Origin of the sequence: Pseudooceanicola marinus, from assembly GCF_002786295.1 — a bacterium.
Taxonomy (GTDB): domain Bacteria; phylum Pseudomonadota; class Alphaproteobacteria; order Rhodobacterales; family Rhodobacteraceae; genus Pseudooceanicola; species Pseudooceanicola marinus.
In genome coordinates, this window is record NZ_PGTC01000007.1 from 23,230 (window position 1) to 48,418 (window position 25,189).

Here is a 25,189-nt window from a genome sequence, read left to right on the forward strand (position 1 = left end):
GAGCGCATGAATCCGACAGACATCTTCGAGGCCCTCGATGCCCTCGCCAAGGCCCCCTTCGATCCTGCGGAATTCGGGTTCTCCTTCGCCGAGGCGACCGACAATGCACAGGCGACGGTTTCCAAGCTCCGCGTCGGGTCACTGAACAGGTCGGACATCGAGGGCGGTGTCCTGATGAACCTCAAGTTCCATTACGCCCCGGCCGACGCCCTCGGGGTCGAGGCCACCCTCGATGCGCTGAAGGGCAGCAAGCGGACCGCGAAGCACAAGCCGGCGATCCTGATCGCCACCGACGGCGAGACAGTCGCGGCCGAGCACTGGAAGAGCGGCGAGCGGCTGCCCTGGCACTGGGCACCGGCGGCTCCCTCCTCTGCCGAGGCCGCCTGATGGCGACCATCACACATGTCAGCGCCCTCGACTACGTCGCGAAGGTGCTGGGGGAGGTCCTCAAACTGCTGGAGGCGATCGTCAGCAGCGACGACAACCTCAGCTGTAGCAACGTCGTCAGCGTCTACTTGGGGCAGAAGGACAGCGCTGGCTGATCGCTGGGCCTGGAGTGCTGGGGGTGGAACTGTCGACGACGGAAACTATCCTTCTCGGCGTTACAGGTTTGATGCGACCATTGGAGACCTTGCGATGAGCCGACCCGATCCGACCCGCCGCGCACTTCTGACCTCGCTTGCCGCCTCGCCGGCCGTGATGCTGGGCGCGCGCCCTCTCGCCGCTCAGGAGACTGCCGCCGCTTCGGCCGGGCTCATCTCGTCCAACGTCTGCCTCCTCGCCACCGAGGTGACGGAGGGGCCATACTACACCGATCCGGAACTTGTCCGCGCCGACATCACCGAGGGCAAGGAGGGGGTCGCCATGGACATGATGATCCAGGTCGTGGATGCCTCCTGCCAACCTATCGCTGGAGTCCGGGTGGACATCTGGCACTGCGACGCGCAGGGCAACTATTCCGGCTATGCCAATCAGGGGAGCGACGGCACCCTCGACACCTCGTCCGAGACCTTCCTGCGCGGCACGCAGATGGCGGACGAGCAGGGGATCGTCACCTTCAGGAGCATCTATCCGGGCTGGTATCGCGGGCGGACGACGCATATCCACCACAAGGTCTTTGTCGACGAGACGAACGTGCTCACCGGGCAGATCTTCTTCCCCGACGCGCTGTCCCAATACCTCTACAATAACTTGCCGCCTTACAACGATCGGGCCTCAGCCCGCGACACGGTCAACAGCAGCGACGGGATCGCGGCGCAAGCTGGCGAGAGCGCCTACGCCGCAGTGCGCGAGGCCACAGATCGGTATGTGGCAACTCTGGTCATCGGGGTGAACCCTGAGGCGACCAGTCAGAGCGGCGGCCCCGGAGGTCCGTCCGGCGGCGACGGTCGGCCCGGCATGCCCCCGCCTGACGCCGGCCTGCCTCCCGGTGAGGGTCAAGCGCCTCCCGGCGAGGTCGGCGGCAACACGGGTGGGCCATCGACATTGGTGCCGGGGCAGGAATGAACTGCCGGCAAACCTGAATAACACGGCAACAAATCTGGTAAGGGGCTTGGGACAGCGTCACCGCCCTTACCGAGCCTGGAGTGGAGTCAAAGAGCGGCACGGCATGATCCGAGGAGCCTGCGTCACGACGGAGCGCTGGCACCAGTTCCTCGACGACTTCGCGGACGACGAGGACCTCATCGCGCGCCTCAAGGATCGGTCACCGCGGTAACAAACGGCCGGTTACGGTCTCTGCACGAAGCCAGCCCCGGAATCTGCCGCTTCTGGATAGCGGACCTTCATTCCCGTGTTGGCAGCTGCCAACCTTCCCCGTCATTTCAGACTGGGGACGCTTTCCTTTGTCCGCTGCGCATCTTGGCTGCGATCTTTCTATGGCTCGGGCAAGGCCGACCGGGAGGCCTGCGACTTGCCGAAGCCGTGCATCTCTTTCGCCCACTGGTAGCCGACCACCAGCCCTTTCATCCTCGGAAGCATTAGCAGAGCCAGCCCGGTAGCGATCGTGCAGAGCACGAGCGCCAGCATCAGGGGATCATCCCGCATGTAGCCGAAGAGGCCATGGAGGGCGAAGCCCATCACGTGCCCGACGATCAGGATAGTCAGGTAGGCCGGACCATCGTCCGCGCGATGATGATGCAACTCCTCACCGCATTCGGAGCAGGTGTCTTTCACCTTGAGGTAGCGCGCAAAAAGCTGCCCTTCGCCACAAGCGGGGCAGCGATGGCGCAGGCCACGCAGGATGGCCGGTTTCATCTCACGGGTTTCAGAAGTGGTCATCTCATCCCTCTCGACTCGGATCATGACAGCCAGAATATAGGGATCATTGATTGGTTGTTGAAGGCATATGTTGCGCCCTGTGCATGCGACATTATGTGCGTGTATGAGGCGTTCCTGGGACAGTCATGCATACAATCATACCTTCAATCTCCTGAGAGATGACCTTATATGTCGGAAAAGGCATGGAGTGGTATGGCTATGAACGACTGGTGTCCCGAGATCTCGCAAAACGGAAGCCCACGCTATGTCGCGATCGCTGACGCCATCGTGCGGGATCTGGAGAGGGGCGTGCTACGTGCGGGAGATCGTCTGCCGCCACAGAGAAAGCTCGCGGATCTCCTGGGCCTGGACTTCACGACCGTCTCCCGTGGCTATTCGGAGGCCCAGAAGCGGGGGCTGGTGGAAAGCCATGTCGGGAGGGGGACTTTCGTAACGGCGCAGCTGGCTCGAGCCTCGGGGCCTGATCCGGAACGAACTCGGGACGAGGATCTGACGATGAACATGCCGCCGGAGCCGCGCGACGAGCGGCTACTGCGCCGCATGCGGGAAGGCCTCGGATATGTTGGCAACAACATGACGCCTTTGCTTCGATACCAGTCTTCCACGGGAAGCGATCGAGACAAAAGCGCAGCCATGACCTGGCTCGGCAAGCGGGGACTGAATCCGAGCGCTGAGTGCGTGGCGATCACGCCCGGGGCTCATGCGACCATCCTGGCGATCCTGACCATTCTGGCCGATCCCGGAGACACGATCCTATGCGAGGCCGTCTCCTATCCCGGCTTGCGCGCCATCGCGGCACGACTGCGCCTGAACCTCCAGGGCCTGCCCATGGACGAAGAGGGGATCATCCCGGGCGCGCTCGACTGCGCGATCCAGGAGCACAAGCCAAGGGCTCTCTATCTCACCCCCACCCTGCACAACCCGACCACCGTGACCGTTCCGGCGCAGCGCAGGCGGCAGATCGCAGACGTCGTGACCGCGCACGGGCTCCACGTGATCGAGGATGACGCCTACGGGTTCGTTCCCTCCGATGCGCCTGCGGCCCTCGCCACTCATGCTCCGGACCTCACCTGGTATATCGGAGGGTTATCGAAGTGCCTTGGAGGCGGATTGCGACTCGCCTACTGCACCGCACCCTCCAGCCGGTGTGCCCTCAGCCTGGGGCACGCCCTGCGAAGCACGGCCGTCATGGCCTCACCGATCTCCTCCGCACTGGCAACCCGCTGGATCGAGGACGGCACCGCTGATGAAATCCTCGGCTACATTCGTGTCGAAAGCGCAGCACGACAAGCGATCGCAACCGAGTTGCTGGCCGGGCTGGAATATCGATCGGCGCCGAATGCCTTCAACGTCTGGCTACGGCTGCCCGAGGGGGCGGGACGCGCGGACCTGATGGGCCGACTGGCAGGACGGCACATCGGCATCATGCCTTCCGATGCGTTCACTGTCCTCGGGAGCCCTGACGAGCATGTCCGCGTCTGCCTGGGCGGCTCCATATCGCGCGAGGAGCTGCGCAGAGGGTTGCTCCTCATGACAAATTCCCTACAACCCGATGCTTGGGTCGGATAGACAGATCATCGGGACACCGGTCTCGGAAGCCGCATTCAGTTCGCGACGACCGCACCTGCACTGAAGTCCGAGGACTTCCTTGAGGTCGTCCTCGGCGCAAGCCCTCCCGAAGCCGATCACCGATTCAGTCCGTCAGACAGGTATCACGCTGCACCAAGAACCTGCTCCGCGGCGGAGCCGGTCCCGAGATGAGCACGCTCCGCCGGTCCCGAGAGCCGAATCGGAACCTCAACGAACGGATCCCAAGCGCTGATTCGGCCCTCTGGAGCCTCGCAGCACCCTTCTGTGGACCATCACTCACTCCCGCAGACCTTCAGTAAGCAACTTTCCTCACACGGAAAAAACGGCGCTCATGCCCTCCCATACGAGCGACTAATAGCCGTCTCGACGGTGTGCCGCGAAGGATCCTCGGGACCGGTTTTCCGCATCCATGAAATTTCGGGACGCGCAAAACCCGCCATATGTGCCTCTGAGAGGGCCTCTCAGACAAGATATGGCCCACCATCCCATCCCCTCCGGGTCGTCCGAGCTCCACGACCTAATTGGCGCGCAGCAGCTGCATCGTGCCGGCTATCGCCAAGGGGCGTGAAATTCTCCTCAAGAATAGTGTCACCTCCCTCAAGGAGCAACGTCGAGGACCTGCAGCATTGCTTATTTGACGCGGCGCGGCCGCGGACGCTCTGGATCAGGGACCGGTTCGGCAAGCGCATCTTTTCGCGCGAGTGGCTCTATGCCTGCTCGAACGCGTGGGTCTGGCCGTCGCTCTGCATGCGCTGCACTACGGCCCCGCGAGCCAGAACATTGTCCGCAAAAACTGACTATCGGGCCTCGATCGGCACCGTCGGCGGCCAAGATCCAGCGCACTCGCCCTGGAGACAGCTCCGCCCTCAGCCTCCACTCTGCCGGATGAATGTCTGGGCCCCCGCAAGGGTTGAGGCTGGGAGACAGTTCGTAGACGGTTGAAACCACGCCGAATGGCGTGAGCCGGCCGGCCGGGACGCCCTTACTCCGCCCTCTTCAGGGCCGTGTCAAAATGCCCGGCGACCGGAAGGCAGTCCTCCTTGTCAGCATCGTCAAAGAAGCTTTCCTTGCGGCACAACTTCGCGGAAAAGCTGCCTGTGATCGTCGACCCCTCTTCTTCGAGGGAGAGCGTGTCGATCGAGATGCTCAGGTCGTCCCCGATCTCCTCGTTCATGTAGAAGGGTGCATTCATGCCCTCTGGCCACCACGACACAGAGGCATCCATCATCGCGGCCGGGGCGTCTGTGCCCATAAGGGATATCTCGATCGTCAGGATGCCCTGCATGATGCTCTCCGCATTCGGGTCATGTGCTTGGATGCTCAGCGAGGACACCGGACCGAAGGTGCGCCATTCCGCGGTTGACGTTCCTTCGGACGGAACGTCGAGGGTTTCACCCTCGTAGGCCGCCTCGCCGAGGGTGGCGGTTACCGTGCCGACCGGGACCGTCTCGATCTGGGCCGTCGCCGCCTGGGAAATTATCAGCAGGCCGGTCACAAGGACCGAAAGAAGTTTCGTGTTCATAATAGTCTCCATAGGTCTTGCGCCACTTACGGGAATGTCCAGCCGTCATGTTCGACGCGGAAGATACGCAACGGCGCGCCGGGCCGGCCCGTGTTTGGGCGCAGCCGGAAGACGGCGGTGTGCCTCCGCCCGAAATTCTCAATCCCAACATTGATGGTGATCATGCCGCGCACCATGGGCTGTTCGGGATCGGGTTGCGGGACACTTACGCTGCCATCGAAATCCTGCGCGCCATAGATCGGGTCGGCCTGAAGCGGTGTCGCTTGAATGGCCGCCACGACATCCGCAGAGAAGAAAGTGCCCGCATGCGCCGGATCGAGCGGCTCTGGCCCACCCATCCGTGCCAGGCGCGCGCTCTCATATAGGGCGCTGACAAGCTCCTGCGCCTCGCGGATCATCGCATCACCCGGCGCCTCGTCCGTATCGGCGGCGGGCGTCTCTACCTTCTCGTAGCCTTCGGCAATCAGGTAGCGTTGTGCCACCCAGCCGGCCTTGCTCATGTCCGCCGAACGCACCAGGCACCATCGTGGCGGCAGAGCCTCGATCTCTGCCTCGGTCATGGCTGAGTAATGCGCCATGGTGAAGAACGGCACGCAGGCGATCTCCTCCAATCCCCGCGCATCATGGGCAAAGGTCTCGATCACCGGATAGCCGGTGCCGGGCCCCATCCGAGCGTTCAGAACATCATCTGCAGCAACCCCGGTCACCCGCCATGCGTCGGGACCATGCCCATCAATCTCCGCACTCAAGATGCCAGGCAGCAGGGAGACGCCAATGGCGGTCAAGACCACATCGAGCATTCGGCGCGTATTCGTTGTCATGATACCTCCAGCACTTCGCGGCTCAGGTGCTTGCACCCTTGCGATGGAAAAGGATCGACCCGCCGACCTGGTTTAAGTCGGCGGGCAAGTTGCAAAGGTCTTCGCGATCCGTCGTCCTGCGCAAGTCAGCTACGTTCTCGCCTCGACTTGCCACGGTATCGCAACAAGCTCGAGCGGCTCTGTCGTCCCACTTGCGTTTAGGAGCGGCACCGTCTGTCCCACCTTCATGCCGAGCAAGGTGACCCCGAGGAATGTCTTGATCGGGATACCTCCCTGGTCATGTGCAAAACCATGGTCAAAGAGTGTCCGAGTTAATGGTGCCGTCCCCCGGATAGAGTAGGTCACACGTGAGCCCAGGGTGGCGACGCTTCCTGCCTCTTCTTCGGGATTCAGAATATGTGCATCCTGAAGCTTTGCCCGGATCAGGTGGGAGAGCAGAGGAAAGACACCGCCTTCGATAGCTGCGCATTCCCTCCCCAGCTCTTGCAGATGCCAGATGTCCCGCTTGGAAAGGAACGATTGGATCGGTCGCATGGCCTCGACGCTTCCGAACGTCCGGGTATCAATCGCTGCAGCCTCGTTGCCCGATCTTCCGGCGAGAGTCGCCATTTCACTTGATGTTCGCATATCTTCTCCTCGGCCTGCTCAACGCAAGCCTCAAGAAACCAAAGTTGTTGGTGAAGAAGATCCCCGAGCGTGGAGGTCAGCGCATGCGACCCCCTGCCCGGGGCAGGGAGCGGTTCAGCAGAGATCCCGGAAACGACCGGCCTCTGATTTTGCATGACGACACAGACATCACGCCACGCTATGAAGTTTCCGACGCCAAGTCAAACTTTGCCGGGTCCTCGGAGCAGCAGATGCCACCACCCGCTGGGCTGATCCTTTCAGGCGGGGTGGGAAACCTTTCCGTGAGACGGAAAATGAAGACCAGTGAGGCTGTCCCGTCTCCAGGCAAGCCGTTGATGCCGGTAGTCCCCGCGTCGGATGCTCCAGTGACCGCATTAGTTGCAACCCGTCACTACACGGCAAAAGGCACGCCCACCTGGGTTACCACCAATGACCGGGTGGTGCCGTCTTCGGACAGCAGCTTAGTGCGTTGCCCGGTCGACATTCCGATGAGCGCGCCCCCCAAGAGGGAGTGAATCGGGATTTCTCCAGCACGCGTCACAAGGCCGAAACTGAGAACCCCGCATTCGATATCTTTCTCATCCACCACGCAAGAAATGTAGCTGCCAAACGTGGCAACATCGGACGGTGCCGCACCCTCAATCGCAACGGCCACCTGCAGTTTCTGGTGTAGAGTATCCAGCATGAGCTGGGAGTAGGCGACACTGCTGTTGTTGGCGAAGCTCAGAAATCTCTCGATTCTCAGCCGATCGGCTTTTGTCAGGCGGCACTTGCAATCCCCGCCACCCGCTTCCGGCTTTCCGTGTCGCGGTATCGTTGATCCCGTAACGTCAGGTATGGCCATGTTTCCCCCTGGAGTTCCCTCCTACAATCTCAGAACTTTTCTCGAGATGTCCCCGGGAGATCGCTGCGCATAAAACGCCCACGATCCGCCCGGGGCTAAGGGCGGTTCAGCAGAAGAAACCGGAACTTGATCTGATACCTGACCATGGGTTGATCGTTGCTTGCCGCCTGACGAGTGTCAATCCCGACGCCCTGACCGCGCTCGCGGAGTGACGGGAAAGCTTCCCCGCGACAGCACCTCCCCCTCTTCGTCGACAACGAGACGGAACGCGCGGTCGGCGCGATAGAAGGTCATGCGCCAACGTCCTTCGTCTTCGTCTGTCCCGCTCTCGGAGCGGCTGCTGATGAGCCCATTCCGCATCTCTTCCCGGACCTGCTCTTCCGTGATCTTGAAGGCCCGCGCGATGGCGGCTGCTTCCACAACGAACCCACTGTCGGTCTTGGATACTTCGCTCATCGCACTGTCTCCCATTCCCTGGTCCCGCGCCGATCTGCGCCTGTCGGGCTCTGCGCGGTTTCGCGCGATTGCGCTCGACTCCAATAGGTATTTACAATACCACTTGGGGAACGTACCCCGTCAATACAACTGCGACCAAGGTGCCACTCCGATGACCTCCATCCAGACTTCTTCGCGAAGCCCCTCCGCGCGACCGGAGATCACAGCCGATCTCGAGGCACGGACTGGGCTCGATGAGGCGGTCCTGCGCGAGCTGGTCCATGCCTTCTATGACAAGATCCGCAAGGATCCTGTTCTTGGCCCGATCTTCGCGGCGCGCATCGATGACTGGCCACCGCATCTGGAGCGGATGACTGCTTTCTGGTCGTCAGTTGCCCTTATGACAGGCCGCTATCATGGCGCCCCAGTGCCCAAGCACGTCGGCCTGCCGATTGACTGGGGCCATTTCGAGCGGTGGATCATGCTCTTTCGCGAGACTGCAACGGAGATCTGCACGCCCGCAGGCGCCGCCCATGTCGTCGAACGGGCCGAACGCATCGCCCGGTCGCTCAACTTCGCGGTCCAGGATGCACGAGGGACCGGCATCCCGAACCTGGCTTGAGGCTCGCATGGCGAAGCAATTCGATATCGATATTGCCCGCGTTCACGACGAGGCGTCCGATACGGACCGCACGAGGCTGCTCGTGGACCGGATCTGGCCGCGAGGTATTCCAAAGGCCGATCTCGGACACGATGACTGGATCAAGGACATCGCGCCGACCACCGAGCTCAGGAAATGGTTCGACCACGACCCGGATAAATGGAGGGAATTCCGCAACCGCTACCTGCAAGAACTGGCTGACAATACGGACGCCGTTGACCGCTGCCTCGCATGGTGCCGAGCCGGCCCCGTCACTCTGCTCTTCGCCGCGAAGGACCGGGACCACAACCAGGCTGTGGTCCTGCGGGACTACCTGAAGCAGCGGCTCAAGGGGAGCAAGTCATGACGCTTGAAGACGGGTCCCTTCGCACGCCCCTGTGCGACCTTCTGGGATGCGAGTATCCCGTCATCCTGGCCGGCATGGGAGGCGTCGCGCGTTCCGAACTGGCCGCCGCGGTCGCCAATGCCGGCGGTTTCCCGACACTGGGGATGGTGCGCGAAGCGCCTTCACTGATCGCCTCGGAGATCGGAGCCTATCGCCGGCTGTCAAACCGTCCTTTTGCCGTCAACCTTATCCCCGCAGCCACCGACCCAGACCTGCTGGACCAGCAAATCGAAACCTGCCTCGCGATGGAAGTGGCGGTCTTCTCGTTCTTCTGGGATGTCGTGCCCGAGGCCATTGCCCGGGTGAAGACGGCAGGCGCTCTCCTGCTGCACCAGGTGGGCACGCTGCGCGCGGCACGGGAGGCCGAAGCCGCCGGTGCGGATGTGTTGATCGCACAGGGGCAGGATGCTGGCGGCCACGTTCACGGGCGCACCCCGACATTCGACCTGCTCCGGGCCGTGCTGGACACCACGGCCCTGTCGGTTGTCGCCTCGGGCGGCATCAGCAACGGCAAGGGGCTGGCCCGGGCGCTCTCGTTCGGGGCGCAGGGCGTCCAGTGCGGCACCGCCTTCCTGGCCACGGCCGAATCCTTCGCCCACGACTACCACAAGCAACGGGTCGTGACCGCGCAGGGGGAGGATACCGTCCTGACCGACGGCTTCGTGCTGAACTGGCCCAAGGGATCGGTCGTGCGCGTCCTCCGCAACAGCGTCACCGAGACCTTTGGCCCGGCCCTGATGGGACATGACCCCGAGAGGATCGCACATAAGGTGATCGCCCGCGACGGCCTCATCCCGCGGCTGCGCCAGAGCACGGACTCGCCCCTGCGCACCACGACCGGAGATCTTGAACAGATGCCGCTTTATTGCGGCACCGGAGCGGGTGAGATCGACGAGATTGTCCCGGCGGCGCAGCGCCTGAACACCCTGTGTGCCGAGGCTCAGGCTCGCCTCGCATCAGGCCGGCAAACGCCGGTGGGGCGGACATGAGCATCCTTCTACTGCTGATACCAGTAACGCTGATGATGGGTGCCATCGGCCTCGGAGCATTTTTCTGGGCGATGAAGACTGACCAGTTCGACGACCCGGAAGGCGATGCCCGCCGGATCCTCCAGACGGAGGACCGTCCGCTGCCACCAAGACATAGAACTGACCGGGAGGTTGCCAGATGATGGAGCGGTTGACAGGTGCCGAACGCCAGATCGCATTGATAATTTGTGTCGTCATGGCGATTGTCGGGCTGGTGATGGCCGCAGCGGGTCATGGCGATCCGATGGGGAGCCACGGCGCGATCGTGCTGATTGCAGCCGGTATCACGACCTTCTTCGTCCTGCGTGCGATTGGCGAGCCCGAACCGGCCGAGGACCGCACGGTCGACTACTATGATGACCCGACCAAGGCCGGCCTCGTGATTGCCCTGTTCTGGGCCGTCGTCGGTATGGGCATGGGGGTCTGGGTGGCGGCGCAACTTGCCTGGCCCGACCTGCGCATCGACGCGGCGTGGTCGAGCTTCGGCCGCATCCGCCCCGTTCACACATCGGGGGTGATCTTCGGATTCGGTGGCAACGCCCTCATCGCCACCTCCTATCACGTCATGCAACGCACCAGCCGGGCCCGGCTGGCGGGACATGTCTCACCGTGGTTCGTGCTGCTGGGCTTCAACCTCTTCTGCATCATTGCCGCCTCTGGCTACCTGATGGGGGTAACCCAGTCGAAGGAATACGCCGAACCGGAATGGTATGCCGACATCTGGCTGGTCATCGTCTGGGTGGTCTACTTCGTGCTCTACATCCGCACGCTGGCGCGCCGCAACGAGCCGCATATCTACGTGGCCAACTGGTATTACCTCGCCTTCATCCTGGTCGTGGCGATCCTTCATATCGTCAACAACCTCGCTGTCCCCGCCAGCCTGACAGGAGCAAAGAGCTACTCGGCATTCGCGGGAGTCCAGGACGCGATGACGCAATGGTGGTATGGCCATAACGCGGTCGCCTTCTTCCTGACCGCCGGGTTCCTCGGCATGCTCTACTACTTCCTACCCAAGCGGGCGGAGCGGCCGATCTATTCCTACCGCCTGTCGATCCTGTCGTTCTGGGGCATCGTGTTTTTCTACATCTGGGCCGGCTCGCATCACCTGCATTACACCGCCCTGCCGCAATGGGTGCAGACGCTGGGCATGACCTTTTCGGTCATGCTGCTGGTGCCCTCCTGGGCCAGCGCGGGCAACGCGCTGATGACGCTGAACGGCGCCTGGCACAAGGTGCGCGACGACGCCACGCTGCGCTTCATGATGGTGGCGGCGGTGTTCTACGGGCTGTCCACCTTCGAAGGCTCGTTCATGGCTGTGCGTGCGGTGAACTCGCTGTCGCATTACACTGACTGGACGGTAGGGCATGTCCATGCCGGCGCGATGGGCTGGGTGGCTTTGATCACCTTTGGCTCAATCTACTCCGTCGTCCCACTGCTGTGGAAGCGCGAGACGATGTATTCCTGGAAGCTGGTGGAATGGCACTTCTGGCTCGCGCTGGCCGGCACGGTGATTTACGTCTTCGCGATGTGGAACAGCGGCATCATCCAGGGGCTGATGTGGCGCACCTACACCGACAGCGGCACGCTGGCCTATTCCTTCACCGACACGCTGGTGGCCATGCATCCCTATTACGTCGCACGGGCCTGCGGCGGGGCCCTGTTCCTGACCGGGGCGATCCTGGCGGCCTACAACGTCTACATGACGATCCGGCACGCCCCCGAAAAACGGCCGGAACGCGACTACCCCACCTCGTCCGAAGCGGTAGAACCTGCCGTTCCGGCAGCGGAGTGACACGATGTTTCGCAAGATCCTCTCCCCCTTCGCCCGCCTGTTCGAGTTCCACGCCCGGACCCACTACCGCACCGAGCGGCACTCGATGGCCCTGACCCTTGGCATCATCGTCGCCGCCGGTGTGGGCGGGTTCGTCGAGATCGCGCCGCTCTTCACCATTGACGAAACGGTCGAGGCCGCACCGGACATGCGGCTTTACACGCCGCTCGAGCAGGCCGGGCGCGACATCTATATTCGTGAGGGCTGCTATGCCTGCCACTCCCAGATGATCCGCACCCTACAGGACGAGGTGGATCGCTACGGCCCCTATTCGCTGGCGGTGGAATCGCAATACGATCACCCGATGCTCTGGGGGTCCAAGCGGACCGGGCCGGACCTTGCGCGGCTGGGCAACAAGTATTCCGATGACTGGCACGTGCGCCACTTGGTCGATCCACGCGCCGTGGTGCCGGAATCGGTCATGCCGCAATACGCTTTCCTGCTGGACCGGACGCTCGAGACAGAGAACCTGCCGGACCGCCTCGCGGCGCTCCGGGCGGTGGGCGTGCCCTACAGCGATGAACAGATCGCCAATGCCGCTGCCGACGCTCGCGGCCAGGCCCGGCCCGACACCGATGCGGCCGACGGGATAAGCGAGCGATATGGCGACGCGACCGGCGTCCGTCACTTCGACGGACAGCGGGATCGGGTCACGGAGATGGACGCGCTGGTGGCCTACCTCCAGATCCTTGGCAGGCTCACCGACGCCGCCTTCGCAAATCAGCCACTCGGGGAGGAGTGACAGGATGGATCTTACCCATGACCTGACCTCGGTGATCGCCAAGTCCTTCGGGCTGTTTTACCTCATCGCCCTGTCCGTGGGGATCACCGTCTACGCCTACTGGCCGTCGCTGGGCAAACGCTTCGACAAGGCCGCCAACAGCATCTTGGATGACGAGGACGGGCCATGTCGGTAAAGGAACGAGATCCCCTCACCGGGCACCAGACCACGGGTCACGAATGGAACGGGATCACCGAGCTGAACACCCGCGTGCCGCGGGCGGTGTGGTTCTTCATAATTGTCACCCATATCTGGGCACTGGTCTACTGGGTGCTCATGCCGGCTTGGCCACTGGTGAACACCTATACTCGCGGGCTGCTGGGCATTGACCAACAAGAACAGGTGAAAGAGCGCGTAGCCGCCGCGGATGCCACCCGTGGCATCTGGGCGGATCAAATCGCCGCGCTCCCGTTGGACAAAATCCGTGACGATACCCTGCTCATGGCCAACGTCGACCGGGCAGCGCCCGCACTCTTCGGTGACAATTGCGCGGCCTGCCACGGAAGCCGCGCCGAAGGCGGGCCTGGTTATCCCTCCCTGGTCGATGACGCTTGGCTCTGGGGCGGTGACGATGAAACGATTCTCGAAACCCTGCGCGTCGGCATCAATTCACCTCATCCCGACACGCGCTATGCCGAGATGCTGGCGTTCGGCCGCGATGGCATGCTCGACCGGGGACAGATCCGCATCGCAGCGGACTACGTGCAGTCGCTGGCGGGCCTCGACAGCGGCGCCTCGCCCGAGCGCCTGGAGGAAGGCGCCGCGCTCTTCGCCGACAATTGCGCAAGCTGCCACGGCGAGGATGGCGCGGGCGTGCAGGACCTTGGTGCCCCGAACCTCACAGATACCCACTGGATCTACGGCGGCTCCGATGAGGCGCTGTTCGAGACGATCTATGGTGGCCGACAGGGCTGGATGCCCGCATGGGAAAACCGCCTGACCAAAGCGCAGCGCAAGATGCTTGCCATCTATATCACCTCGCTGGCCGATGGAGGCCCGGAATGACCATTGAGCGGCCCCGTGTTCTGGCGATCTCCGCCGCATTGCTGGTAGTGGCCGTCTTCGCGGCCGCCAATATCCATCTCGTCTCGGTCTCGCTGTCGTCGCAACCGAGCTGCGTTGAAACCGCCAAGGAAGGCGCCGGCACCTACCGTCCGGCGAAACCGTCATGCTGAGCCAGAATAACGCCCCGCCGCCGCCCGACAATCCGCACGCCGGGGGCGTCATTCCGAAGGTGGTCCCCCCCCTTGCGCGCCCGAGCCCGCACGCCCGCGATCTGGCGTGGCGCACCGCCTTCACATGGCTACGGGCCGGGTGGCGCGATCTGTGGACCCACCCGCTTCCGAGTCTGGTCTACGGCCTCGGCGTTTTCCTCGTCTCAGTCGCCGTGGTCTGGTTCCTGTTCCACTTGGAATTCGACTATGCGCTGCTCCCGGCGCTCGCGGGTTTCATGGTGGTCGGGCCGCTGATCGCCGGCGGGCTTTATGAGAAAAGTCGGCGACTGGAGGCAGGCGAACCCGTCGGCCTCGTGCCGATGCTCTTCGTCCGGCTTCGGTCCGGCCGTGCCGGTGTCTTCATGGGGGTCATGCTGCTGGGGCTTTTCCTGCTGTGGATGCGCGCGGCGGTCCTGATCTATGCACTGTTCTTCGGCATGGTGGCCTTTCCCGGCACCGAGGAGATCGTTCCGATGCTTCTCCTGACTCCTACTGGCTGGGCCCTGTTGCTGGTCGGCTCTGCCGTCGGTGCGCTCTTCGCCGCCTTCTCCTTCGCCATCAGCGTCTTCGCCTTTCCGATGCTGCTGACGGAACGGACCGACGCACTCTCCGCGCTCGGGATCAGCATGGCGATGGTCTGGAACAACCTTGGGGTGATGATCGCCTGGGGCGCCATCGTGGTGGTGCTGTTCGTCCTATGCCTACTCACGGCCGGACTGGGGCTGATCCTGGTGTTTCCGTTGCTGGGACACGCCACGTGGCATTGCTACCGCACCATCCGCTCCGACGATGCCGCCGCGCGTGAAGATGATCGCATGTTCATTCGTCCGGCCTGATCCTCCATCGGCGAAGCTGCAGAAGCCTGCTACCTGATGTGAGGCCGGTCGCGGCAAGGCAAATGTCTGGGTCATCACCGGTGCTGCAGCCGAAACCGATTGTCATCGGGGTCACAATAGATGCAGCGCAGCTTACTCTCACCGCCCCACAACCGCACAACATCCCCTTCGACGTCCTCCTGCGCGAGAACGGTTTGCACGATAGTCGAGGATCAAATAGCTGATTAGCAAATGGGCGCTCGTGGTCCTGATGCACACATTTTCCGCACCCAGCCCCCCCCCTTTGATGCGACGAGGCACATGAACAATATCGACGAAAAGCTACAACCGATCCTTGCCCAAGTGGCGAGGCGCAATGCCGGCGAGCCGGAATTTCACCAGGCCCTGCACGAGGTGATGGAAAGCCTCGGGCGCGTCGTGGCAAAGCACCCTGATTATCTCGAACAAGCGCTCATCGAACGGATCTGCGAACCCGAGCGACAGATTATCTTTCGCATCCCTTGGGTTGACGACCAAGGGAATGTTCAGATCAATCGAGGATTTCGCATCCAGTTCAACTCGTCCCTCGGCCCCTACAAGGGAGGGATGCGCTTCCACCCGTCCGTCAATCTGGGGATCATCAAGTTCCTGGGCTTCGAGCAGACCTTCAAGAATGCCCTGACCGGCCTGCCGATCGGTGGCGGAAAAGGCGGAACGGATTTCGACCCCAAGAACAAATCCGACGGCGAGATCATGCGCTTTTGCCAATCTCTCATGACCGAACTGCACCGCCACTTGGGCGAGCAGACGGATGTCCCGGCCGGCGATATCGGCGTTGGAGGGCGTGAAATCGGATACATGTTCGGGCAATACAAGCGCCTGACCAACCGTTATGAATCAGGCGTGTTTACCGGCAAGGCCATCGCCTACGGCGGATCCCGCGCCCGGACCGAGGCAACTGGTTTCGGCAACACCTATTTTACCAGGGCCATGCTTGCAACGCGCCAGAGCGACTTCGACGGTAAGCGCGTCGTGGTATCGGGCGCGGGCAATGTCGCCATCCATACCCTCGAAAAGGTGCAATCCTTTGGGGGCACGGTCATCGCCTGTTCGGATTCCAGCGGTTACGTCATAGACGAAGCCGGGATTGATCTTGCCCTGCTCCAGGAGATTAAGATCGTGCGCCGAAAGTGCATTTCGGAATATGCCCGGTTGCGTGGGGACGGGGTTCATTTTGTGCCCTGTCGGGAAAGGCTCTGTCTGGGATCTACCCTGTGACGTGGCAATGCCCTCGGCCACCCAGAACGAACTGACGGGCAAGGACGCGAAATCACTTGTCAAGAACGGCGTTCTGGCTGTCGGCGAAGGCGCGAACATGCCCTGCACCCCCGAGGCGATCCGTATCCTGCGCGAGGCCGGCATCCTGTTCGGGCCCGGCAAGGCTGCGAACGCGGGGGGCGTTGCAACGTCGGCACTGGAAATGCAGCAGAACGCCAGCCGTGACCGTTGGAGCTTTGAGCAGACCGAACAGCGGTTGGCTCAGATCATGAAAAGCATCCACGACAGATGCGCCGAAACTGCCGATGAATATGGCGCTCCCGGCGACTACGTCCTGGGCGCGAACATCGCCGGTTTCGAGCGGGTTGCGAAAGCCATGCGGATGCTGGGAGTGATCTGAGCCGATCCCCTCGGTCATCGAAAGACGAGAGCGATCTCTTCCTGGCTCAGCAGCTTCCATCGTCCGGGGGCCAAGGAGTCGTGCAGGCAGAGATCGCCCAGGCGTTCACGTCGCAGAGCTTCTACGAAATTGCCGGTGGCGGCGAACATGCGGCGAACTTGGTGGTATCGGCCCTCGGTCACGGTGATCAGGGCTTCGGTTTCCGAGATTATGTCCAGCACTGCCGACGCCAGGGGTTTGTCATCGCCTCTGAGCGTGAGTCTGCCGGACGCAAACAGTGCGGTTTCCGTGCCGTCGAGTGGACGGGCAAGCGTGGCGCGGTAGGTCTTTCTGAGCCGACTTCTGGGGCTGCTGATACGGTGCAGAAGGTCTCCGTCGTCGGTCAGAAGCAAAAGGCCCGAGGTCTGTTTGTCCAAACGCCCAATGGTTGAAATTGCGGGTTTGCGGCGTCGCCAGCGAGCAGGCAGCCTATCATAGACGAGTTCGCCTGCCTCCTTGTGCGAACAGGTCACGCCCAAGGGTTTGTTCATCATGACGACCAAGCCAGCAAGCGGATCAAGCGGCCTGCCCGCGACCGTCATGCGGCAGAGCAGGTCCGCGCTGACAGGGATGCGGACGGAGGCGTCCAGGATCTCAGCCTGATCGAAGACAATACCACCAGATCGCGCCAGCCGCGCGATGTCCTTGCGGGCACCATATCCCATCGAGGACAAGAGCCTGTCTACACGTGTGAATGAACTGCTGGACAAATCCGGTGATCCTCGTGAGCGAATTGCACCACGCTGGGATCTTGTGGCTCTGCGGCCATGCTCTGTTTCACACGGAAAATCCAGTTTGAATGATGGAGAATGACCGGCTTTCAGTTCATCGGGACGATAGTTTCAGGAGCTGAAGGGTGATAGTCCAGAGCGCTGTGGGGTCGCTTGGTGTTGCGGTGCTTCCTTCGTCGCTCAATCAGAGCCTGCGCTTCTCTGAGACTATAGAAGATTTCTCCGTTGAACATTTTGTCGCCAGACCGGGCATTGAAGCTCTCGCAGCATCCGTTTTCCCAAGGTAAGCCCGTTTCGGAGTAGGCTGTCTCGGCCACGCTGGGCGAATCCAGTGCCTGACAGTCTGGGCCGCGAACTCTGGACCATAATTCGACCGTTCATTCAGCATCCTGATACGAGCGACCGCGCGGGGAGGCGGTCCGCTATCTCTATAGCCGCGAGCCAAGTTTCGAAGATCGGATCGCCGAAGATCAAGCGGATAGTTTGATAATCCGCCCTCTCAAAACATGCAGAGAGAGCGCCTCGACAGTCCCGTCAACTGCGAAGCGCGCGCCGCAACCTCTTGCGCTCTTCGAAGTCCTCGGTGACGTCGCGCATGATCGCCGCGACCGCCTGCAAGTCGCCATCCTCGCCGCGCAACGGAACGATGGAAAACTGGATCGAGATCTGTGCTCCGTCCTTACGGATTGCTGGAACTGACAAAAGATCGCCTGCGCCATATTTGGTTTGGCCCGTCCGCATGGTGGCTTCATAGCCGATCCAGTGTCGCTCGCGAAGGCGCTCCGGCGTGATGATGTCCAATGAGTGGCCAAGCGCCTCCCCCTCTGCAAAGCCGAATATCCGCTCCGCGCCCCCGTTCCAGACGCGGATGATGCCTTCGCGGTCCGCGACCACCAGCGCATCGGGCATGCCCTCGAACAGTTTTCGCGCAATCTGCTCCCTGTCCATCGTTAGCCTCCGACTTCGGTCCCACGCTCGGTGAGTATGGCATCCATCGGAATATCGTGGGGTTGCGGATAGATCGTGGGCAGCTGCGCCGAGGCTAAGCCGACGCCGATGCTGAAGGGTTGCGGCGACAGCGCCGCGAGGGTTCGATCGAAATACCCCCCGCCATAGCCAAGACGATACCCTTCGCTGTCCCAGCCCATGAGAGGCGCGAGAACGACATCCGGTATCACCTCCTGCGCGTCCCGTGGCGGCACCGGGATGTTCCAGTATCCGCGCTCCATCCGCGTCTCCGGAGTCCACAGGCGGAACACCAAGGGCGCCGACCGCGTCTCCACCAGAGGCAGCGCAATGCGGCGGCCAGACGCCTGCATCTCGGCCATCAGAGATCGCAGGTCCGGCTCGTCCTTGATCGGCCAATAGAAGGCGACAACCCCGCCACCAGTGCCGGCAGAGTGCGCTGCAAGCAATCTCGCCAATCCTGCCATCAACGCTTCACTTATTGCTTTCCTCTGGGGCGAGGCCAGCGTCCGACGCGCCTCGCGAAGCCGCTTGCGTTCCGCCGTGCGCCACCGGGCCACGTCGCGAGCTTGTTCGGGATCTATGGCCAAGGGGTCGAAATACCCAGGATCGACCTCTGCCGCCATGCAAGGCGGCGAGGCAAAGTTTCCCTCACTCTTGAAGCTGTTGGACCCATTGCCCATGTCCGAACTCCCAACTTCAGGTATAGTCATCCTCGTGGCAGGAGCCGCCTCTCTGCGCCGGGACTATTCACTTCTCTGGATAAGCGCCATAATAGGCACTGTAAATACCACTTCATGGATGGCAGATGCGCCTTACCTCCTTCACCGACTACGGACTCCGCATGCTGATGCGCCTTGCCAGCGCGCCGGACCGGGCTTTTTCCACGGCTGATCTCGCCGAGGAATTCCAGCTTTCCCGCAACCATCTCATTAAGATCATGCAGAAACTCGGTCGGGCCGGGCTGGTGCAGACACGTCGTGGAGGCGGTGGCGGTGCCACCCTGGCCCACGCCCCCGACGAAATCCGGTTGGGGGACGTGGTGCGAGTGTTGGAGGAGGGCCAAGCCCTTGTCGAGTGCTTTCAACCGAACGGCGGGGATTGCACGATCGACGGATGCTGTCGCCTAAAGACCCGGCTTCGGGTTGCCGAGATGGCCTTTATCGAGAACCTCAACCGCTCGACCCTTGCCGACGTCGCCCTTCCCGCACCGGAACCCGCATGACACGGCGATCGTGGCGCTACGTCGGCGCAGATTAACCGACACGGCACGTTACACGCGGTTCCTTGCCGCAGATCGATCTGCTACTCGACGCATTAGACCGGTTCCACTGTTTCGATCTTCAAAACGCCAACAATGACAGTGCGACCGTCTTCTTTCTTCAGGGGCTCTTCTTGGTGTCTTGACATGCCCAAGAGTGTTGCGCCGAGCTGGGACCCCACCGGAATGCGGCCCGGCCGTTCTACTATGCTCATTGTCAAAATGCCCTTCCGTACCGGGCCATTGCTTTCAGAATATGTAATGCGTTTCATAGGCAATGCGATTTGGTCGATGCCTTTGCCAATCGCTTTCCCGGCCGTCCGCATCTTGTAGCGCAGGATCTGTTCTACCAGACGCGGCATATTCCGTGCCGCGGGGTCATCTCGGGAAAGCAGCCACTCGATGTCGGCGCGGTCAGAAGGCCGAAGGAAAAACTCGGCGTCGTTGAGGTGATTTTCTGGCGTGGTGTCGTAAGCAAAGCTATTCGGCACCCGCACATGTTGTGCGTTGGTCATGATTATCTCCCAGGGGCTGATCTCGGCAGACCCGATGTCTCTATCAAAATGTTCGAGAAATCCCCGGGTGGCCGTGAACGCGGTTACGCGCTCGCCGCCCGGGCAGGGAGGCGGTTCAGAAGCAGAAACCGGAAGAGGTTTTCGTTCGTAACCATACATGTAAGCTATGAAACAAATGGATTCTGTCAAGCGTCACGACCGTGGTGCGGCGAACAATATAACCGAGGTCAGCGATCTCCTTTGGCAGGAAATGAACCGCCCCGGGTTTGCCGGAGAGTCCAACTCTTGAGTAGGATGGAGCATCATGAGCAAGACCACGAACAAGTTTTCCCCCGAAGTGCGTGAGCGCGCCGTGCGGATGGTTCTCGACAACGAGGGCCAGCACGGATCTCGCTGGCAGGCGATAACTTCGATCGCAGCGAAGATCGGCTGCTCGGCGAACACGCTGAACGACTGGGTCAAGAAGGCTGAGGTGGACAGCGGCAAGCGTTCAGGCGTTCCCAGCGAGATGGCCGAGAGAATGAAGGCGCTGGAGCGGGAGAACCGCGAACTGCGTCAGGCCAACGAGATACTTCGGAAGGCGTCGGCGTATTTTGCGATGGCGGAGCTCGACCGCCGGTCGAAGTGATGGTGGATTTCATTGAGGCGCATCGTGATGCGCATGGGGTCGAGCCGATCTGCACGGTGCTGCCGATCGCCCCCTCCACCTACTATGATCATCTTGCGAAGCGGGCCAATCCGGCCCGGTTGTCGGACCGTGCCCGCCGAGATGCTGCCCTGCGGCCCGAGATCGAACGCGTCTGGGAGGAGAACTACAAGGTCTACGGCGTCCGTAAGATCTGGCGGCAGCTTTTCCGGGAAGGCTTCGTTGTCGCGCGTTGCACGGTGGCACGGCTCATGCGGGACATGGACATCCAGGGCATCATCCGCGGCAAACCGCATCGGACAACGATCCCCGACAAGAAGGCCCCGTGTCCTCTGGACAAGGTGAACCGCGAGTTCCGCGTCCCGGCTCCCAACATGCTCTGGGTCAGCGACTTCACCTATGTCGCCACCTGGAAGGGGTTCGTATATGTCGCTTTCGTCATCGACGCCTATGCGCGCAAGATCGTCGGCTGGCGCGCCAGCACCTCGGCGCAGACTGGTTTTGTCCTGGATGCACTGGAGCAGGCAGTCCATGACCGAAGGCCGACAAAGGCCATGGGGCTGGTCCATCATAGCGATCGCGGCTCGCAATATCTGTCCATTCGCTACACCGAAAGGCTGGGCGAAGCCGGCATCGAACCATCGGTCGGCAGTGTTGGCGACAGCTATGACAATGCCTTGGCCGAAACGATCAACGGCCTCTACAAGGCCGAAGTCATTCATCGTCGCGGCCCATGGCGCAGCTTCGAGGCCGTCGAATATGCCACCCTCGAATGGGTCGACTGGTTCAACAACCGCCGCCTGCTCGAGCCCATCGGGAATATCCCACCAGCCGAGGCAGAAGCCAACTTCTACGCAGCTCTGGAAACTGAAGACATGGCCGCGTAACTAACGACAATCAGCCTCCGGCAAACCCGGGGCGGTTCAAAATCATCCATGAGCCTCGTCCGCCTCTGATGGCGTCAGCGCCAGAAAGTCGCAAACTGCGTCTTCCTCTTGATAAACACACGCGGCTTGCCGATATCTCATTCATGACCATGTTCAGTCTTCATACGAGGTTCCTGCTCAACGCAGGAAACACACTGAACCGCCGGTAGCCCCGGGCGGGATCAGGCCGCTTGCCGGTCCGCGCCTCGGGGTCATCTCGATCTCTTACAGATCAGTCGAAGTGGCAAACGCGCCAATCTGGCCGGAAGATCACGCCTGTGCGGGTCGCCCGGCTGACGTGGTGCGTGCGTCCCGGCTCAGTTCCTTCGTCATGGAGCATGACATGCACCCCCCACGTCTTCAAATCCAATACCCCTCACTTCCCACCCCCACGAACGGCCAGTCAGCGCAACCGCAATCCCGGAGCGTTCCGACGATGGCTCCGGACGGTATTCCACCGCTGGCAACGCCGGAAAATGATCGAGACTCTTCGAAGCATGGACGATCGCCTGCTGCGCGACATCGGGATTGATCGCAGTGATATCCCGCGCGTCGTCGATGGTCTCACAGATCGCGAACTGAGCATGCGTCCAGTTTCTCCGGATGTGGAGGTCGATGCGCGGTGGCGCGGCGGCCGAACGGCATAGCCCGTCCTATTCTCCAGAACGCGCACCACTGGACTGCAGTGGTACGCAACCTTCGCCATGTAGTGGCTCCCTATGGAGCGATGAAAAGGAGTGACAACATGATGATTTGCAAGGCAGATTTCGAAGAACTGTTTCCGGAGCTCTTCCGGCCAAGTGACATGGTGAAATCGGTCGCTGAGCCGAGCGCCAAATGCCTGGCGCGTTGGGAAGACGATGGGGGTCGCACGACATCCGCAAACATCATCCCGCTGCCACACCGCCGGCCGATCCAGGAAGCTCGACGTGGCTCATTCTTCGAGATGCGCCGTCGGTGCCCCCTGACGTCGAAGTCCGCCTCGTGGACCTCTTCATCAATTCGCCTTCTTCACCGTCTCGAGATCTGTGCATCCTTGTCCGTCCCAGAACCGGCCCGATCTCCAAGATTGACAGGTTGCGCCCAAAGACTAAGGTCTCCTCATGGTCACGCACGAGAACCTTTTCCGGTTTCTGCTTCTGAACCGCCCGGGTCCCCGGGCGGTCTGCGCATAAGCGCGTCTTCGACCACCCGGGGCTTTCTCACATCCTTGCATCTGAGAACGCGGGCTTCACCGCCCCGGGAGACATATCATGACCATTACCAGGATCACCCGCCTGCCTTTCGGCAGTGACTTTCGATCGCTCTTCGAAGGCTCCGCTGCCGAGAGCGGCTTTCTACTCACTGTCGACGACCGGCTCGGCATCGAGCACCTGCTTCGCTATCGCGGGACCAGAAACTCGCCCAATCCCCCTCTTCTGAACGGGCTACTCCGCCACAAGCTGCGGATCTCGCGCGGAGCGACGGAGTCGGCTTCACCCGATCTCGTCGTTGCCGGATGCCATGTCACTTACATGATCAGCGGTGAGGGCGCTCGCACCGGCGTGCTTTCCATGAGCCCCATGCCGGTCCCGGGACATATTCTCGTTGCTTCATTGCTTGGGGCGACCCTGATCGGGATGCGAAAACTGCAGAAGGTTCCGCTTCTGCGGGACGACGGTCAGATCGAAGTCGTCGTGGTGTTGGATGTGCATCCGTCTCCGGACCACGCCGCGGCCTGATGCTCTGATCCCCCCCTGGCGGATCAGGGACCGTGGCCACCCATAATTCACTCACACCACCAGATGGTGGAAAGGAAACTACGATGAACAAACAAGTCTCTACGTCACGCGGCACCGGCCGGCGGCCCAGGGTCGTCATAGGTGCTGATTGCCTGGAAAGGCTCGAAGCACTGGCGGAGGGCGCGATCCAGCGCAACCCGGACCTTGCCGACCGGCTGCTCGGCGAACTCGGCCGGGCCCGTATCGTTCCGGCGGCGAAACTCCCGCAGAACGTCGTGGCCATCGGTCGCGCGGTCACCTATCGGGATGAGTCGACCGGCCAGGAAAAGACGGTAACGCCCGTCTATCCAGAGGACGCCGACATCGCACGCGGGCGGATCTCGATCCTGACACCGATCGGGGTTGCCCTGATCGGACTGGCAGAGGGCGCATCGCTCCACTGGGATACCAGGGATGGAAAGCGGCGGGTTCTGACCGTGCTCCACGTCGCGTCCCAGGATGTCCCCGAAGGTCTGGAGGCACAATGAACAGACATTCCCTGGGCCCTGCCGAAGCCCATGCTCTGCCCGGAAGGAGCCGCTCGATGCGCTGACGAAGCCCCGACGCTCCTTCCGGGATATCGGCAATCGCCGCTTCGGCGTCTTTTCTTCCCGTTGAAAGAGGGTCTCATGTATCGTCACCTTCCGCTTGCCTGCTCGTCCTGCCAGACATCGCTTCCCCGGGCGGCCGCCCATCGGTGTCCCAGCTGTCGGCACATTCTCGGGGGCAATACCCCCACTATCCGAATCTCCTGTCGTCGTTGTGGCTCTGCCGTCGAGCGACATGCCGGCGCTGCCGTGACCTGCCTCCAGTGCCGGTCTCGCCGACCATCGCGGCACCAGCAACAGGGCTGCTGACATGAGACGTCTCTCTTTTCTCCGTCGGCTGGTGTGGCCTTCCGTTCTGCTTCTTGTCGCCGCCGGTCTGGTATTCTTCGACCAGGATGTCGAGCAGCGGGTCGGACTTTCTCTCCGCCTGCTTGGCGGCGTTGTCGGCTGCCTTGCTGCGGCCTGGCTCGGTAGCCGACTGTTCGGTCTGTTCGCAGATCGCCGGAGACGCCACAAGCGCCCATACCCGCGCCTGTTTCGGGATCTCGTGGCGGTTCTGCTGTTCTTCGCCGCCATCGTTGCCTCTGCCGCGCTCTTGCTGGAACAAGGTTTCCTTGGCGCGCTTGCTGGATCGAGCTTGATACTCGCGGTGCTGGGGTTCGCAATCCGGAACGTCGTGGCTGACACGCTGTCCGGCATCGCACTGAGCGTGGAGGCCCCCTATCGGATCGGTGACTGGGTCGATATCGAGCAGGTCGCACGAGGCAAGGTCATCGAGATCGGCTGGCGCTCGACACGGGTGTTAACGCTGGACTCGACCTACATGATCCTGCCGAACAGCCAGATCGCGCGCCGACGCATCATCAACTACTCCGCTCCGAAACCGCAGTATCGCGCGCAGCTGTCTCTGAAGCTATCGCGTGAGGTTTCCGTGGACGCCGCCAAGGAAATGATCCTGAAGGCCGTTGGCGAGGCGCGCCTGATCCAGAGCGAACCGGCACCGGATGTCCGCGTGCAGGAGCTGGGAAGCGAAGGCAATTCCTATGCGGTCCGGTTCTGGCTGTCGCGCTTCGAACGGGACGTTGACTGCCGCGACGAGCTGCTGTCTCTGATCGACCGCGCGATGCGGCAGGCGAAAGTCCCGACCCCACGCATGCAGATCGAGCTGAATAGGCCCCGCAGGGAAACCATGCTCCCCGTCGATCATGAAACGGAGGTCGCACGGATATTCGCAGCGCCGCCCAAGACAGAGCGCATCGACGCGTGAGGAACGGCTGACAACATG

General features: G+C 62.0%; 32 protein-coding genes, 1 pseudogene and 1 other annotated feature. Of the genes and pseudogenes, 22 read left to right on the forward strand and 11 right to left on the reverse strand.

The window, feature by feature from the left end; genetic code table 11:
• Positions 1-6: 6 nt before the first annotated feature.
• The 3 genes from CVM50_RS00270 (at position 7) to CVM50_RS00275 (ending at position 1,506) form a co-directional block, all read left to right on the forward strand.
• Positions 7-387, forward strand: a complete 381-nt coding sequence (locus CVM50_RS00270; RefSeq protein ID WP_085889890.1) for a type IIL restriction-modification enzyme MmeI — start codon at positions 7-9, stop codon at positions 385-387.
• The gene (locus tag CVM50_RS21220) at positions 387-542 is read left to right on the forward strand and encodes a hypothetical protein (protein ID WP_157792101.1); all 156 of its coding nucleotides are present in this window, start codon (positions 387-389) and stop codon (positions 540-542) included. The genes CVM50_RS00270 and CVM50_RS21220 overlap by 1 nt, the downstream gene beginning before the upstream one ends.
• 94 nt (positions 543-636) lie before the next feature.
• On the forward strand, positions 637-1,506 hold the full coding sequence (locus CVM50_RS00275; RefSeq protein ID WP_085889889.1) for an intradiol ring-cleavage dioxygenase: 870 nt from the start codon (positions 637-639) through the stop codon (positions 1,504-1,506).
• A 369-nt stretch (positions 1,507-1,875) separates the two neighbouring features.
• On the opposite strand, the gene CVM50_RS00280 is transcribed toward CVM50_RS00275, so the two are convergent.
• Positions 1,876-2,280 carry a DUF983 domain-containing protein gene (locus CVM50_RS00280; RefSeq protein WP_306372324.1) on the reverse strand — a complete coding sequence of 135 codons (405 nt, stop codon included), beginning with the start codon at positions 2,278-2,280 and terminating at the stop codon, positions 1,876-1,878.
• A gap of 198 nt (positions 2,281-2,478) precedes the next feature.
• Between CVM50_RS00280 and CVM50_RS00285 the strand changes: the two genes are divergently transcribed.
• Entirely contained in the window at positions 2,479-3,849 is a 1,371-nt protein-coding gene (locus tag CVM50_RS00285; RefSeq protein ID WP_085889920.1) for an aminotransferase-like domain-containing protein, read from the forward strand.
• 1,003 nt (positions 3,850-4,852) lie between these two features.
• On the opposite strand, the gene CVM50_RS00290 is transcribed toward CVM50_RS00285, so the two are convergent.
• The 5 genes from CVM50_RS00290 to CVM50_RS00310 all read right to left on the reverse strand — a co-directional run bounded on the left by CVM50_RS00290 (position 4,853) and on the right by CVM50_RS00310 (position 8,140).
• The gene (locus CVM50_RS00290) at positions 4,853-5,392 is read right to left on the reverse strand and encodes a hypothetical protein (RefSeq protein ID WP_143515655.1); all 540 of its coding nucleotides are present in this window, start codon (positions 5,390-5,392) and stop codon (positions 4,853-4,855) included.
• Positions 5,393-5,418: 26 nt separating this feature from the next.
• Complete coding sequence (locus CVM50_RS00295; RefSeq protein WP_143515654.1) at positions 5,419-6,213, reverse strand: SH3 domain-containing protein; 795 nt, start codon at positions 6,211-6,213, stop codon at positions 5,419-5,421.
• Between the two features lie 129 nt (positions 6,214-6,342).
• Entirely contained in the window at positions 6,343-6,840 is a 498-nt protein-coding gene (locus CVM50_RS00300) for a hypothetical protein (protein WP_157792102.1), read from the reverse strand.
• A gap of 391 nt (positions 6,841-7,231) precedes the next feature.
• The gene (locus tag CVM50_RS00305) at positions 7,232-7,684 is read right to left on the reverse strand and encodes a hypothetical protein (RefSeq protein WP_085889884.1); all 453 of its coding nucleotides are present in this window, start codon (positions 7,682-7,684) and stop codon (positions 7,232-7,234) included.
• Positions 7,685-7,861: 177 nt separating this feature from the next.
• The gene (locus CVM50_RS00310) at positions 7,862-8,140 is read right to left on the reverse strand and encodes a DUF6522 family protein (RefSeq protein WP_085889919.1); all 279 of its coding nucleotides are present in this window, start codon (positions 8,138-8,140) and stop codon (positions 7,862-7,864) included.
• A gap of 151 nt (positions 8,141-8,291) precedes the next feature.
• On the opposite strand from CVM50_RS00310, the gene CVM50_RS00315 reads away from it, so the two are divergent.
• From CVM50_RS00315 to CVM50_RS22305, 12 genes are all read left to right on the forward strand, one after another.
• The gene (locus tag CVM50_RS00315) at positions 8,292-8,741 is read left to right on the forward strand and encodes a group III truncated hemoglobin (RefSeq protein WP_085889883.1); all 450 of its coding nucleotides are present in this window, start codon (positions 8,292-8,294) and stop codon (positions 8,739-8,741) included.
• A gap of 7 nt (positions 8,742-8,748) precedes the next feature.
• Entirely contained in the window at positions 8,749-9,126 is a 378-nt protein-coding gene (locus tag CVM50_RS00320; protein WP_085889882.1) for a DUF488 domain-containing protein, read from the forward strand.
• Complete coding sequence (locus CVM50_RS00325) at positions 9,123-10,154, forward strand: NAD(P)H-dependent flavin oxidoreductase (RefSeq protein WP_085889881.1); 1,032 nt, start codon at positions 9,123-9,125, stop codon at positions 10,152-10,154. The genes CVM50_RS00320 and CVM50_RS00325 overlap by 4 nt, the downstream gene beginning before the upstream one ends.
• Complete coding sequence (ccoS, locus tag CVM50_RS00330) at positions 10,151-10,336, forward strand: cbb3-type cytochrome oxidase assembly protein CcoS (RefSeq protein ID WP_085889880.1); 186 nt, start codon at positions 10,151-10,153, stop codon at positions 10,334-10,336. The genes CVM50_RS00325 and ccoS overlap by 4 nt, the downstream gene beginning before the upstream one ends.
• Positions 10,333-11,985: a cytochrome-c oxidase, cbb3-type subunit I gene (gene ccoN / locus CVM50_RS00335; RefSeq protein ID WP_085889879.1), complete on the forward strand. Its 1,653-nt coding sequence runs from the start codon at positions 10,333-10,335 to the stop codon at positions 11,983-11,985. Before ccoS ends, ccoN begins: the two co-directional genes overlap by 4 nt.
• A 4-nt stretch (positions 11,986-11,989) precedes the next feature.
• Positions 11,990-12,766 (forward strand): cytochrome-c oxidase, cbb3-type subunit II, encoded by a 777-nt coding sequence (gene ccoO, locus CVM50_RS00340; RefSeq protein WP_085889878.1) that lies wholly within the window; start codon positions 11,990-11,992, stop codon positions 12,764-12,766.
• 4 nt (positions 12,767-12,770) lie between these two features.
• The gene (locus CVM50_RS00345; protein WP_069086739.1) at positions 12,771-12,941 is read left to right on the forward strand and encodes a cbb3-type cytochrome c oxidase subunit 3; all 171 of its coding nucleotides are present in this window, start codon (positions 12,771-12,773) and stop codon (positions 12,939-12,941) included.
• Complete coding sequence (gene ccoP / locus CVM50_RS00350) at positions 12,932-13,810, forward strand: cytochrome-c oxidase, cbb3-type subunit III (RefSeq protein WP_085889877.1); 879 nt, start codon at positions 12,932-12,934, stop codon at positions 13,808-13,810. Before CVM50_RS00345 ends, ccoP begins: the two co-directional genes overlap by 10 nt.
• The gene (locus CVM50_RS00355; RefSeq protein ID WP_190325630.1) at positions 13,807-13,980 is read left to right on the forward strand and encodes a hypothetical protein; all 174 of its coding nucleotides are present in this window, start codon (positions 13,807-13,809) and stop codon (positions 13,978-13,980) included. The genes ccoP and CVM50_RS00355 overlap by 4 nt, the downstream gene beginning before the upstream one ends.
• Positions 13,974-14,855, forward strand: a complete 882-nt coding sequence (locus tag CVM50_RS00360; protein WP_085889876.1) for a DUF2189 domain-containing protein — start codon at positions 13,974-13,976, stop codon at positions 14,853-14,855. The genes CVM50_RS00355 and CVM50_RS00360 overlap by 7 nt, the downstream gene beginning before the upstream one ends.
• A gap of 300 nt (positions 14,856-15,155) precedes the next feature.
• The gene (locus CVM50_RS00365) at positions 15,156-16,112 is read left to right on the forward strand and encodes a Glu/Leu/Phe/Val dehydrogenase dimerization domain-containing protein (protein WP_332835650.1); all 957 of its coding nucleotides are present in this window, start codon (positions 15,156-15,158) and stop codon (positions 16,110-16,112) included.
• A 7-nt stretch (positions 16,113-16,119) separates the two neighbouring features.
• A complete protein-coding gene (locus CVM50_RS22305) occupies positions 16,120-16,512 on the forward strand; it encodes a dehydrogenase family protein (RefSeq protein WP_332835651.1) in 393 nt (130 codons plus the stop codon).
• Positions 16,513-16,526: 14 nt separating this feature from the next.
• Here CVM50_RS22305 and CVM50_RS00370 read toward each other — a convergent pair whose 3' ends face one another.
• From CVM50_RS00370 to CVM50_RS00385, 4 genes and pseudogenes are all read right to left on the reverse strand, one after another.
• Positions 16,527-17,216: a pseudouridine synthase gene (locus CVM50_RS00370; protein ID WP_085889875.1), complete on the reverse strand. Its 690-nt coding sequence runs from the start codon at positions 17,214-17,216 to the stop codon at positions 16,527-16,529.
• 155 nt (positions 17,217-17,371) lie between these two features.
• A pseudogene (locus CVM50_RS00375) lies at positions 17,372-17,658 on the reverse strand (integrase core domain-containing protein); the annotation flags it as partial.
• A gap of 158 nt (positions 17,659-17,816) precedes the next feature.
• Positions 17,817-18,230 (reverse strand): PAS domain-containing protein, encoded by a 414-nt coding sequence (locus tag CVM50_RS00380; RefSeq protein ID WP_085889873.1) that lies wholly within the window; start codon positions 18,228-18,230, stop codon positions 17,817-17,819.
• 2 nt (positions 18,231-18,232) lie between these two features.
• Positions 18,233-18,931 carry a 5-formyltetrahydrofolate cyclo-ligase gene (locus tag CVM50_RS00385; RefSeq protein WP_085889872.1) on the reverse strand — a complete coding sequence of 233 codons (699 nt, stop codon included), beginning with the start codon at positions 18,929-18,931 and terminating at the stop codon, positions 18,233-18,235.
• A 125-nt stretch (positions 18,932-19,056) separates the two neighbouring features.
• Between CVM50_RS00385 and CVM50_RS00390 the strand changes: the two genes are divergently transcribed.
• The gene (locus tag CVM50_RS00390) at positions 19,057-19,473 is read left to right on the forward strand and encodes an RrF2 family transcriptional regulator (protein WP_085889871.1); all 417 of its coding nucleotides are present in this window, start codon (positions 19,057-19,059) and stop codon (positions 19,471-19,473) included.
• A 92-nt stretch (positions 19,474-19,565) separates the two neighbouring features.
• Here the strand turns inward: CVM50_RS00390 and CVM50_RS00395 are convergent, their stop codons facing one another.
• Positions 19,566-20,024 carry a hypothetical protein gene (locus tag CVM50_RS00395; RefSeq protein WP_085889870.1) on the reverse strand — a complete coding sequence of 153 codons (459 nt, stop codon included), beginning with the start codon at positions 20,022-20,024 and terminating at the stop codon, positions 19,566-19,568.
• Between the two features lie 304 nt (positions 20,025-20,328).
• On the opposite strand from CVM50_RS00395, the gene CVM50_RS00400 reads away from it, so the two are divergent.
• The 5 genes from CVM50_RS00400 to CVM50_RS00420 all read left to right on the forward strand — a co-directional run bounded on the left by CVM50_RS00400 (position 20,329) and on the right by CVM50_RS00420 (position 25,171).
• A protein-coding gene (locus tag CVM50_RS00400) for an IS3 family transposase (RefSeq protein WP_100148399.1) occupies positions 20,329-21,557 on the forward strand; the annotation gives its coding sequence in 2 pieces (ribosomal slippage) (positions 20,329-20,617 and positions 20,617-21,557; 1,230 coding nt in all).
• Positions 20,610-20,726 (forward strand) — a sequence feature (AL1L pseudoknot). (Overlaps the previous gene by 117 nt.)
• Positions 21,558-21,934: 377 nt before the next feature.
• The gene (locus tag CVM50_RS22110; RefSeq protein WP_085889869.1) at positions 21,935-22,243 is read left to right on the forward strand and encodes a DUF1127 domain-containing protein; all 309 of its coding nucleotides are present in this window, start codon (positions 21,935-21,937) and stop codon (positions 22,241-22,243) included.
• A gap of 606 nt (positions 22,244-22,849) precedes the next feature.
• Complete coding sequence (locus tag CVM50_RS00410) at positions 22,850-23,317, forward strand: hypothetical protein (RefSeq protein ID WP_085889868.1); 468 nt, start codon at positions 22,850-22,852, stop codon at positions 23,315-23,317.
• A gap of 83 nt (positions 23,318-23,400) precedes the next feature.
• The gene (rnk, locus tag CVM50_RS00415) at positions 23,401-23,844 is read left to right on the forward strand and encodes a nucleoside diphosphate kinase regulator (protein WP_085889867.1); all 444 of its coding nucleotides are present in this window, start codon (positions 23,401-23,403) and stop codon (positions 23,842-23,844) included.
• Positions 23,845-24,214: 370 nt separating this feature from the next.
• Complete coding sequence (locus CVM50_RS00420) at positions 24,215-25,171, forward strand: mechanosensitive ion channel family protein (RefSeq protein WP_085889866.1); 957 nt, start codon at positions 24,215-24,217, stop codon at positions 25,169-25,171.
• Positions 25,172-25,189: the final 18 nt, after the last annotated feature.

What these genes read in the sequence shown, in the direction of transcription:
- CVM50_RS00270 (WP_085889890.1), top strand. Translation starts at nt 7, where the DNA reads ATGAATCCGACAGACATCTTCGAGGCCCTCGATGCCCTCGCCAAGGCC.
- CVM50_RS21220 (WP_157792101.1), top strand. Translation starts at nt 387, where the DNA reads ATGGCGACCATCACACATGTCAGCGCCCTCGACTACGTCGCGAAGGTG.
- CVM50_RS00275 (WP_085889889.1), top strand. Translation starts at nt 637, where the DNA reads ATGAGCCGACCCGATCCGACCCGCCGCGCACTTCTGACCTCGCTTGCC.
- CVM50_RS00280 (WP_306372324.1), bottom strand. Translation starts at nt 2,280, where the DNA reads ATGACCACTTCTGAAACCCGTGAGATGAAACCGGCCATCCTGCGTGGC.
- CVM50_RS00285 (WP_085889920.1), top strand. Translation starts at nt 2,479, where the DNA reads ATGAACGACTGGTGTCCCGAGATCTCGCAAAACGGAAGCCCACGCTAT.
- CVM50_RS00290 (WP_143515655.1), bottom strand. Translation starts at nt 5,392, where the DNA reads ATGAACACGAAACTTCTTTCGGTCCTTGTGACCGGCCTGCTGATAATT.
- CVM50_RS00295 (WP_143515654.1), bottom strand. Translation starts at nt 6,213, where the DNA reads ATGACAACGAATACGCGCCGAATGCTCGATGTGGTCTTGACCGCCATT.
- CVM50_RS00300 (WP_157792102.1), bottom strand. Translation starts at nt 6,840, where the DNA reads ATGCGAACATCAAGTGAAATGGCGACTCTCGCCGGAAGATCGGGCAAC.
- CVM50_RS00305 (WP_085889884.1), bottom strand. Translation starts at nt 7,684, where the DNA reads ATGGCCATACCTGACGTTACGGGATCAACGATACCGCGACACGGAAAG.
- CVM50_RS00310 (WP_085889919.1), bottom strand. Translation starts at nt 8,140, where the DNA reads ATGAGCGAAGTATCCAAGACCGACAGTGGGTTCGTTGTGGAAGCAGCC.
- CVM50_RS00315 (WP_085889883.1), top strand. Translation starts at nt 8,292, where the DNA reads ATGACCTCCATCCAGACTTCTTCGCGAAGCCCCTCCGCGCGACCGGAG.
- CVM50_RS00320 (WP_085889882.1), top strand. Translation starts at nt 8,749, where the DNA reads ATGGCGAAGCAATTCGATATCGATATTGCCCGCGTTCACGACGAGGCG.
- CVM50_RS00325 (WP_085889881.1), top strand. Translation starts at nt 9,123, where the DNA reads ATGACGCTTGAAGACGGGTCCCTTCGCACGCCCCTGTGCGACCTTCTG.
- ccoS (WP_085889880.1), top strand. Translation starts at nt 10,151, where the DNA reads ATGAGCATCCTTCTACTGCTGATACCAGTAACGCTGATGATGGGTGCC.
- ccoN (WP_085889879.1), top strand. Translation starts at nt 10,333, where the DNA reads ATGATGGAGCGGTTGACAGGTGCCGAACGCCAGATCGCATTGATAATT.
- ccoO (WP_085889878.1), top strand. Translation starts at nt 11,990, where the DNA reads ATGTTTCGCAAGATCCTCTCCCCCTTCGCCCGCCTGTTCGAGTTCCAC.
- CVM50_RS00345 (WP_069086739.1), top strand. Translation starts at nt 12,771, where the DNA reads ATGGATCTTACCCATGACCTGACCTCGGTGATCGCCAAGTCCTTCGGG.
- ccoP (WP_085889877.1), top strand. Translation starts at nt 12,932, where the DNA reads ATGTCGGTAAAGGAACGAGATCCCCTCACCGGGCACCAGACCACGGGT.
- CVM50_RS00355 (WP_190325630.1), top strand. Translation starts at nt 13,807, where the DNA reads ATGACCATTGAGCGGCCCCGTGTTCTGGCGATCTCCGCCGCATTGCTG.
- CVM50_RS00360 (WP_085889876.1), top strand. Translation starts at nt 13,974, where the DNA reads ATGCTGAGCCAGAATAACGCCCCGCCGCCGCCCGACAATCCGCACGCC.
- CVM50_RS00365 (WP_332835650.1), top strand. Translation starts at nt 15,156, where the DNA reads ATGAACAATATCGACGAAAAGCTACAACCGATCCTTGCCCAAGTGGCG.
- CVM50_RS22305 (WP_332835651.1), top strand. Translation starts at nt 16,120, where the DNA reads ATGCCCTCGGCCACCCAGAACGAACTGACGGGCAAGGACGCGAAATCA.
- CVM50_RS00370 (WP_085889875.1), bottom strand. Translation starts at nt 17,216, where the DNA reads ATGGGATATGGTGCCCGCAAGGACATCGCGCGGCTGGCGCGATCTGGT.
- CVM50_RS00380 (WP_085889873.1), bottom strand. Translation starts at nt 18,230, where the DNA reads ATGGACAGGGAGCAGATTGCGCGAAAACTGTTCGAGGGCATGCCCGAT.
- CVM50_RS00385 (WP_085889872.1), bottom strand. Translation starts at nt 18,931, where the DNA reads ATGGGCAATGGGTCCAACAGCTTCAAGAGTGAGGGAAACTTTGCCTCG.
- CVM50_RS00390 (WP_085889871.1), top strand. Translation starts at nt 19,057, where the DNA reads ATGCGCCTTACCTCCTTCACCGACTACGGACTCCGCATGCTGATGCGC.
- CVM50_RS00395 (WP_085889870.1), bottom strand. Translation starts at nt 20,024, where the DNA reads ATGACCAACGCACAACATGTGCGGGTGCCGAATAGCTTTGCTTACGAC.
- CVM50_RS22110 (WP_085889869.1), top strand. Translation starts at nt 21,935, where the DNA reads ATGACATGCACCCCCCACGTCTTCAAATCCAATACCCCTCACTTCCCA.
- CVM50_RS00410 (WP_085889868.1), top strand. Translation starts at nt 22,850, where the DNA reads ATGACCATTACCAGGATCACCCGCCTGCCTTTCGGCAGTGACTTTCGA.
- rnk (WP_085889867.1), top strand. Translation starts at nt 23,401, where the DNA reads ATGAACAAACAAGTCTCTACGTCACGCGGCACCGGCCGGCGGCCCAGG.
- CVM50_RS00420 (WP_085889866.1), top strand. Translation starts at nt 24,215, where the DNA reads ATGAGACGTCTCTCTTTTCTCCGTCGGCTGGTGTGGCCTTCCGTTCTG.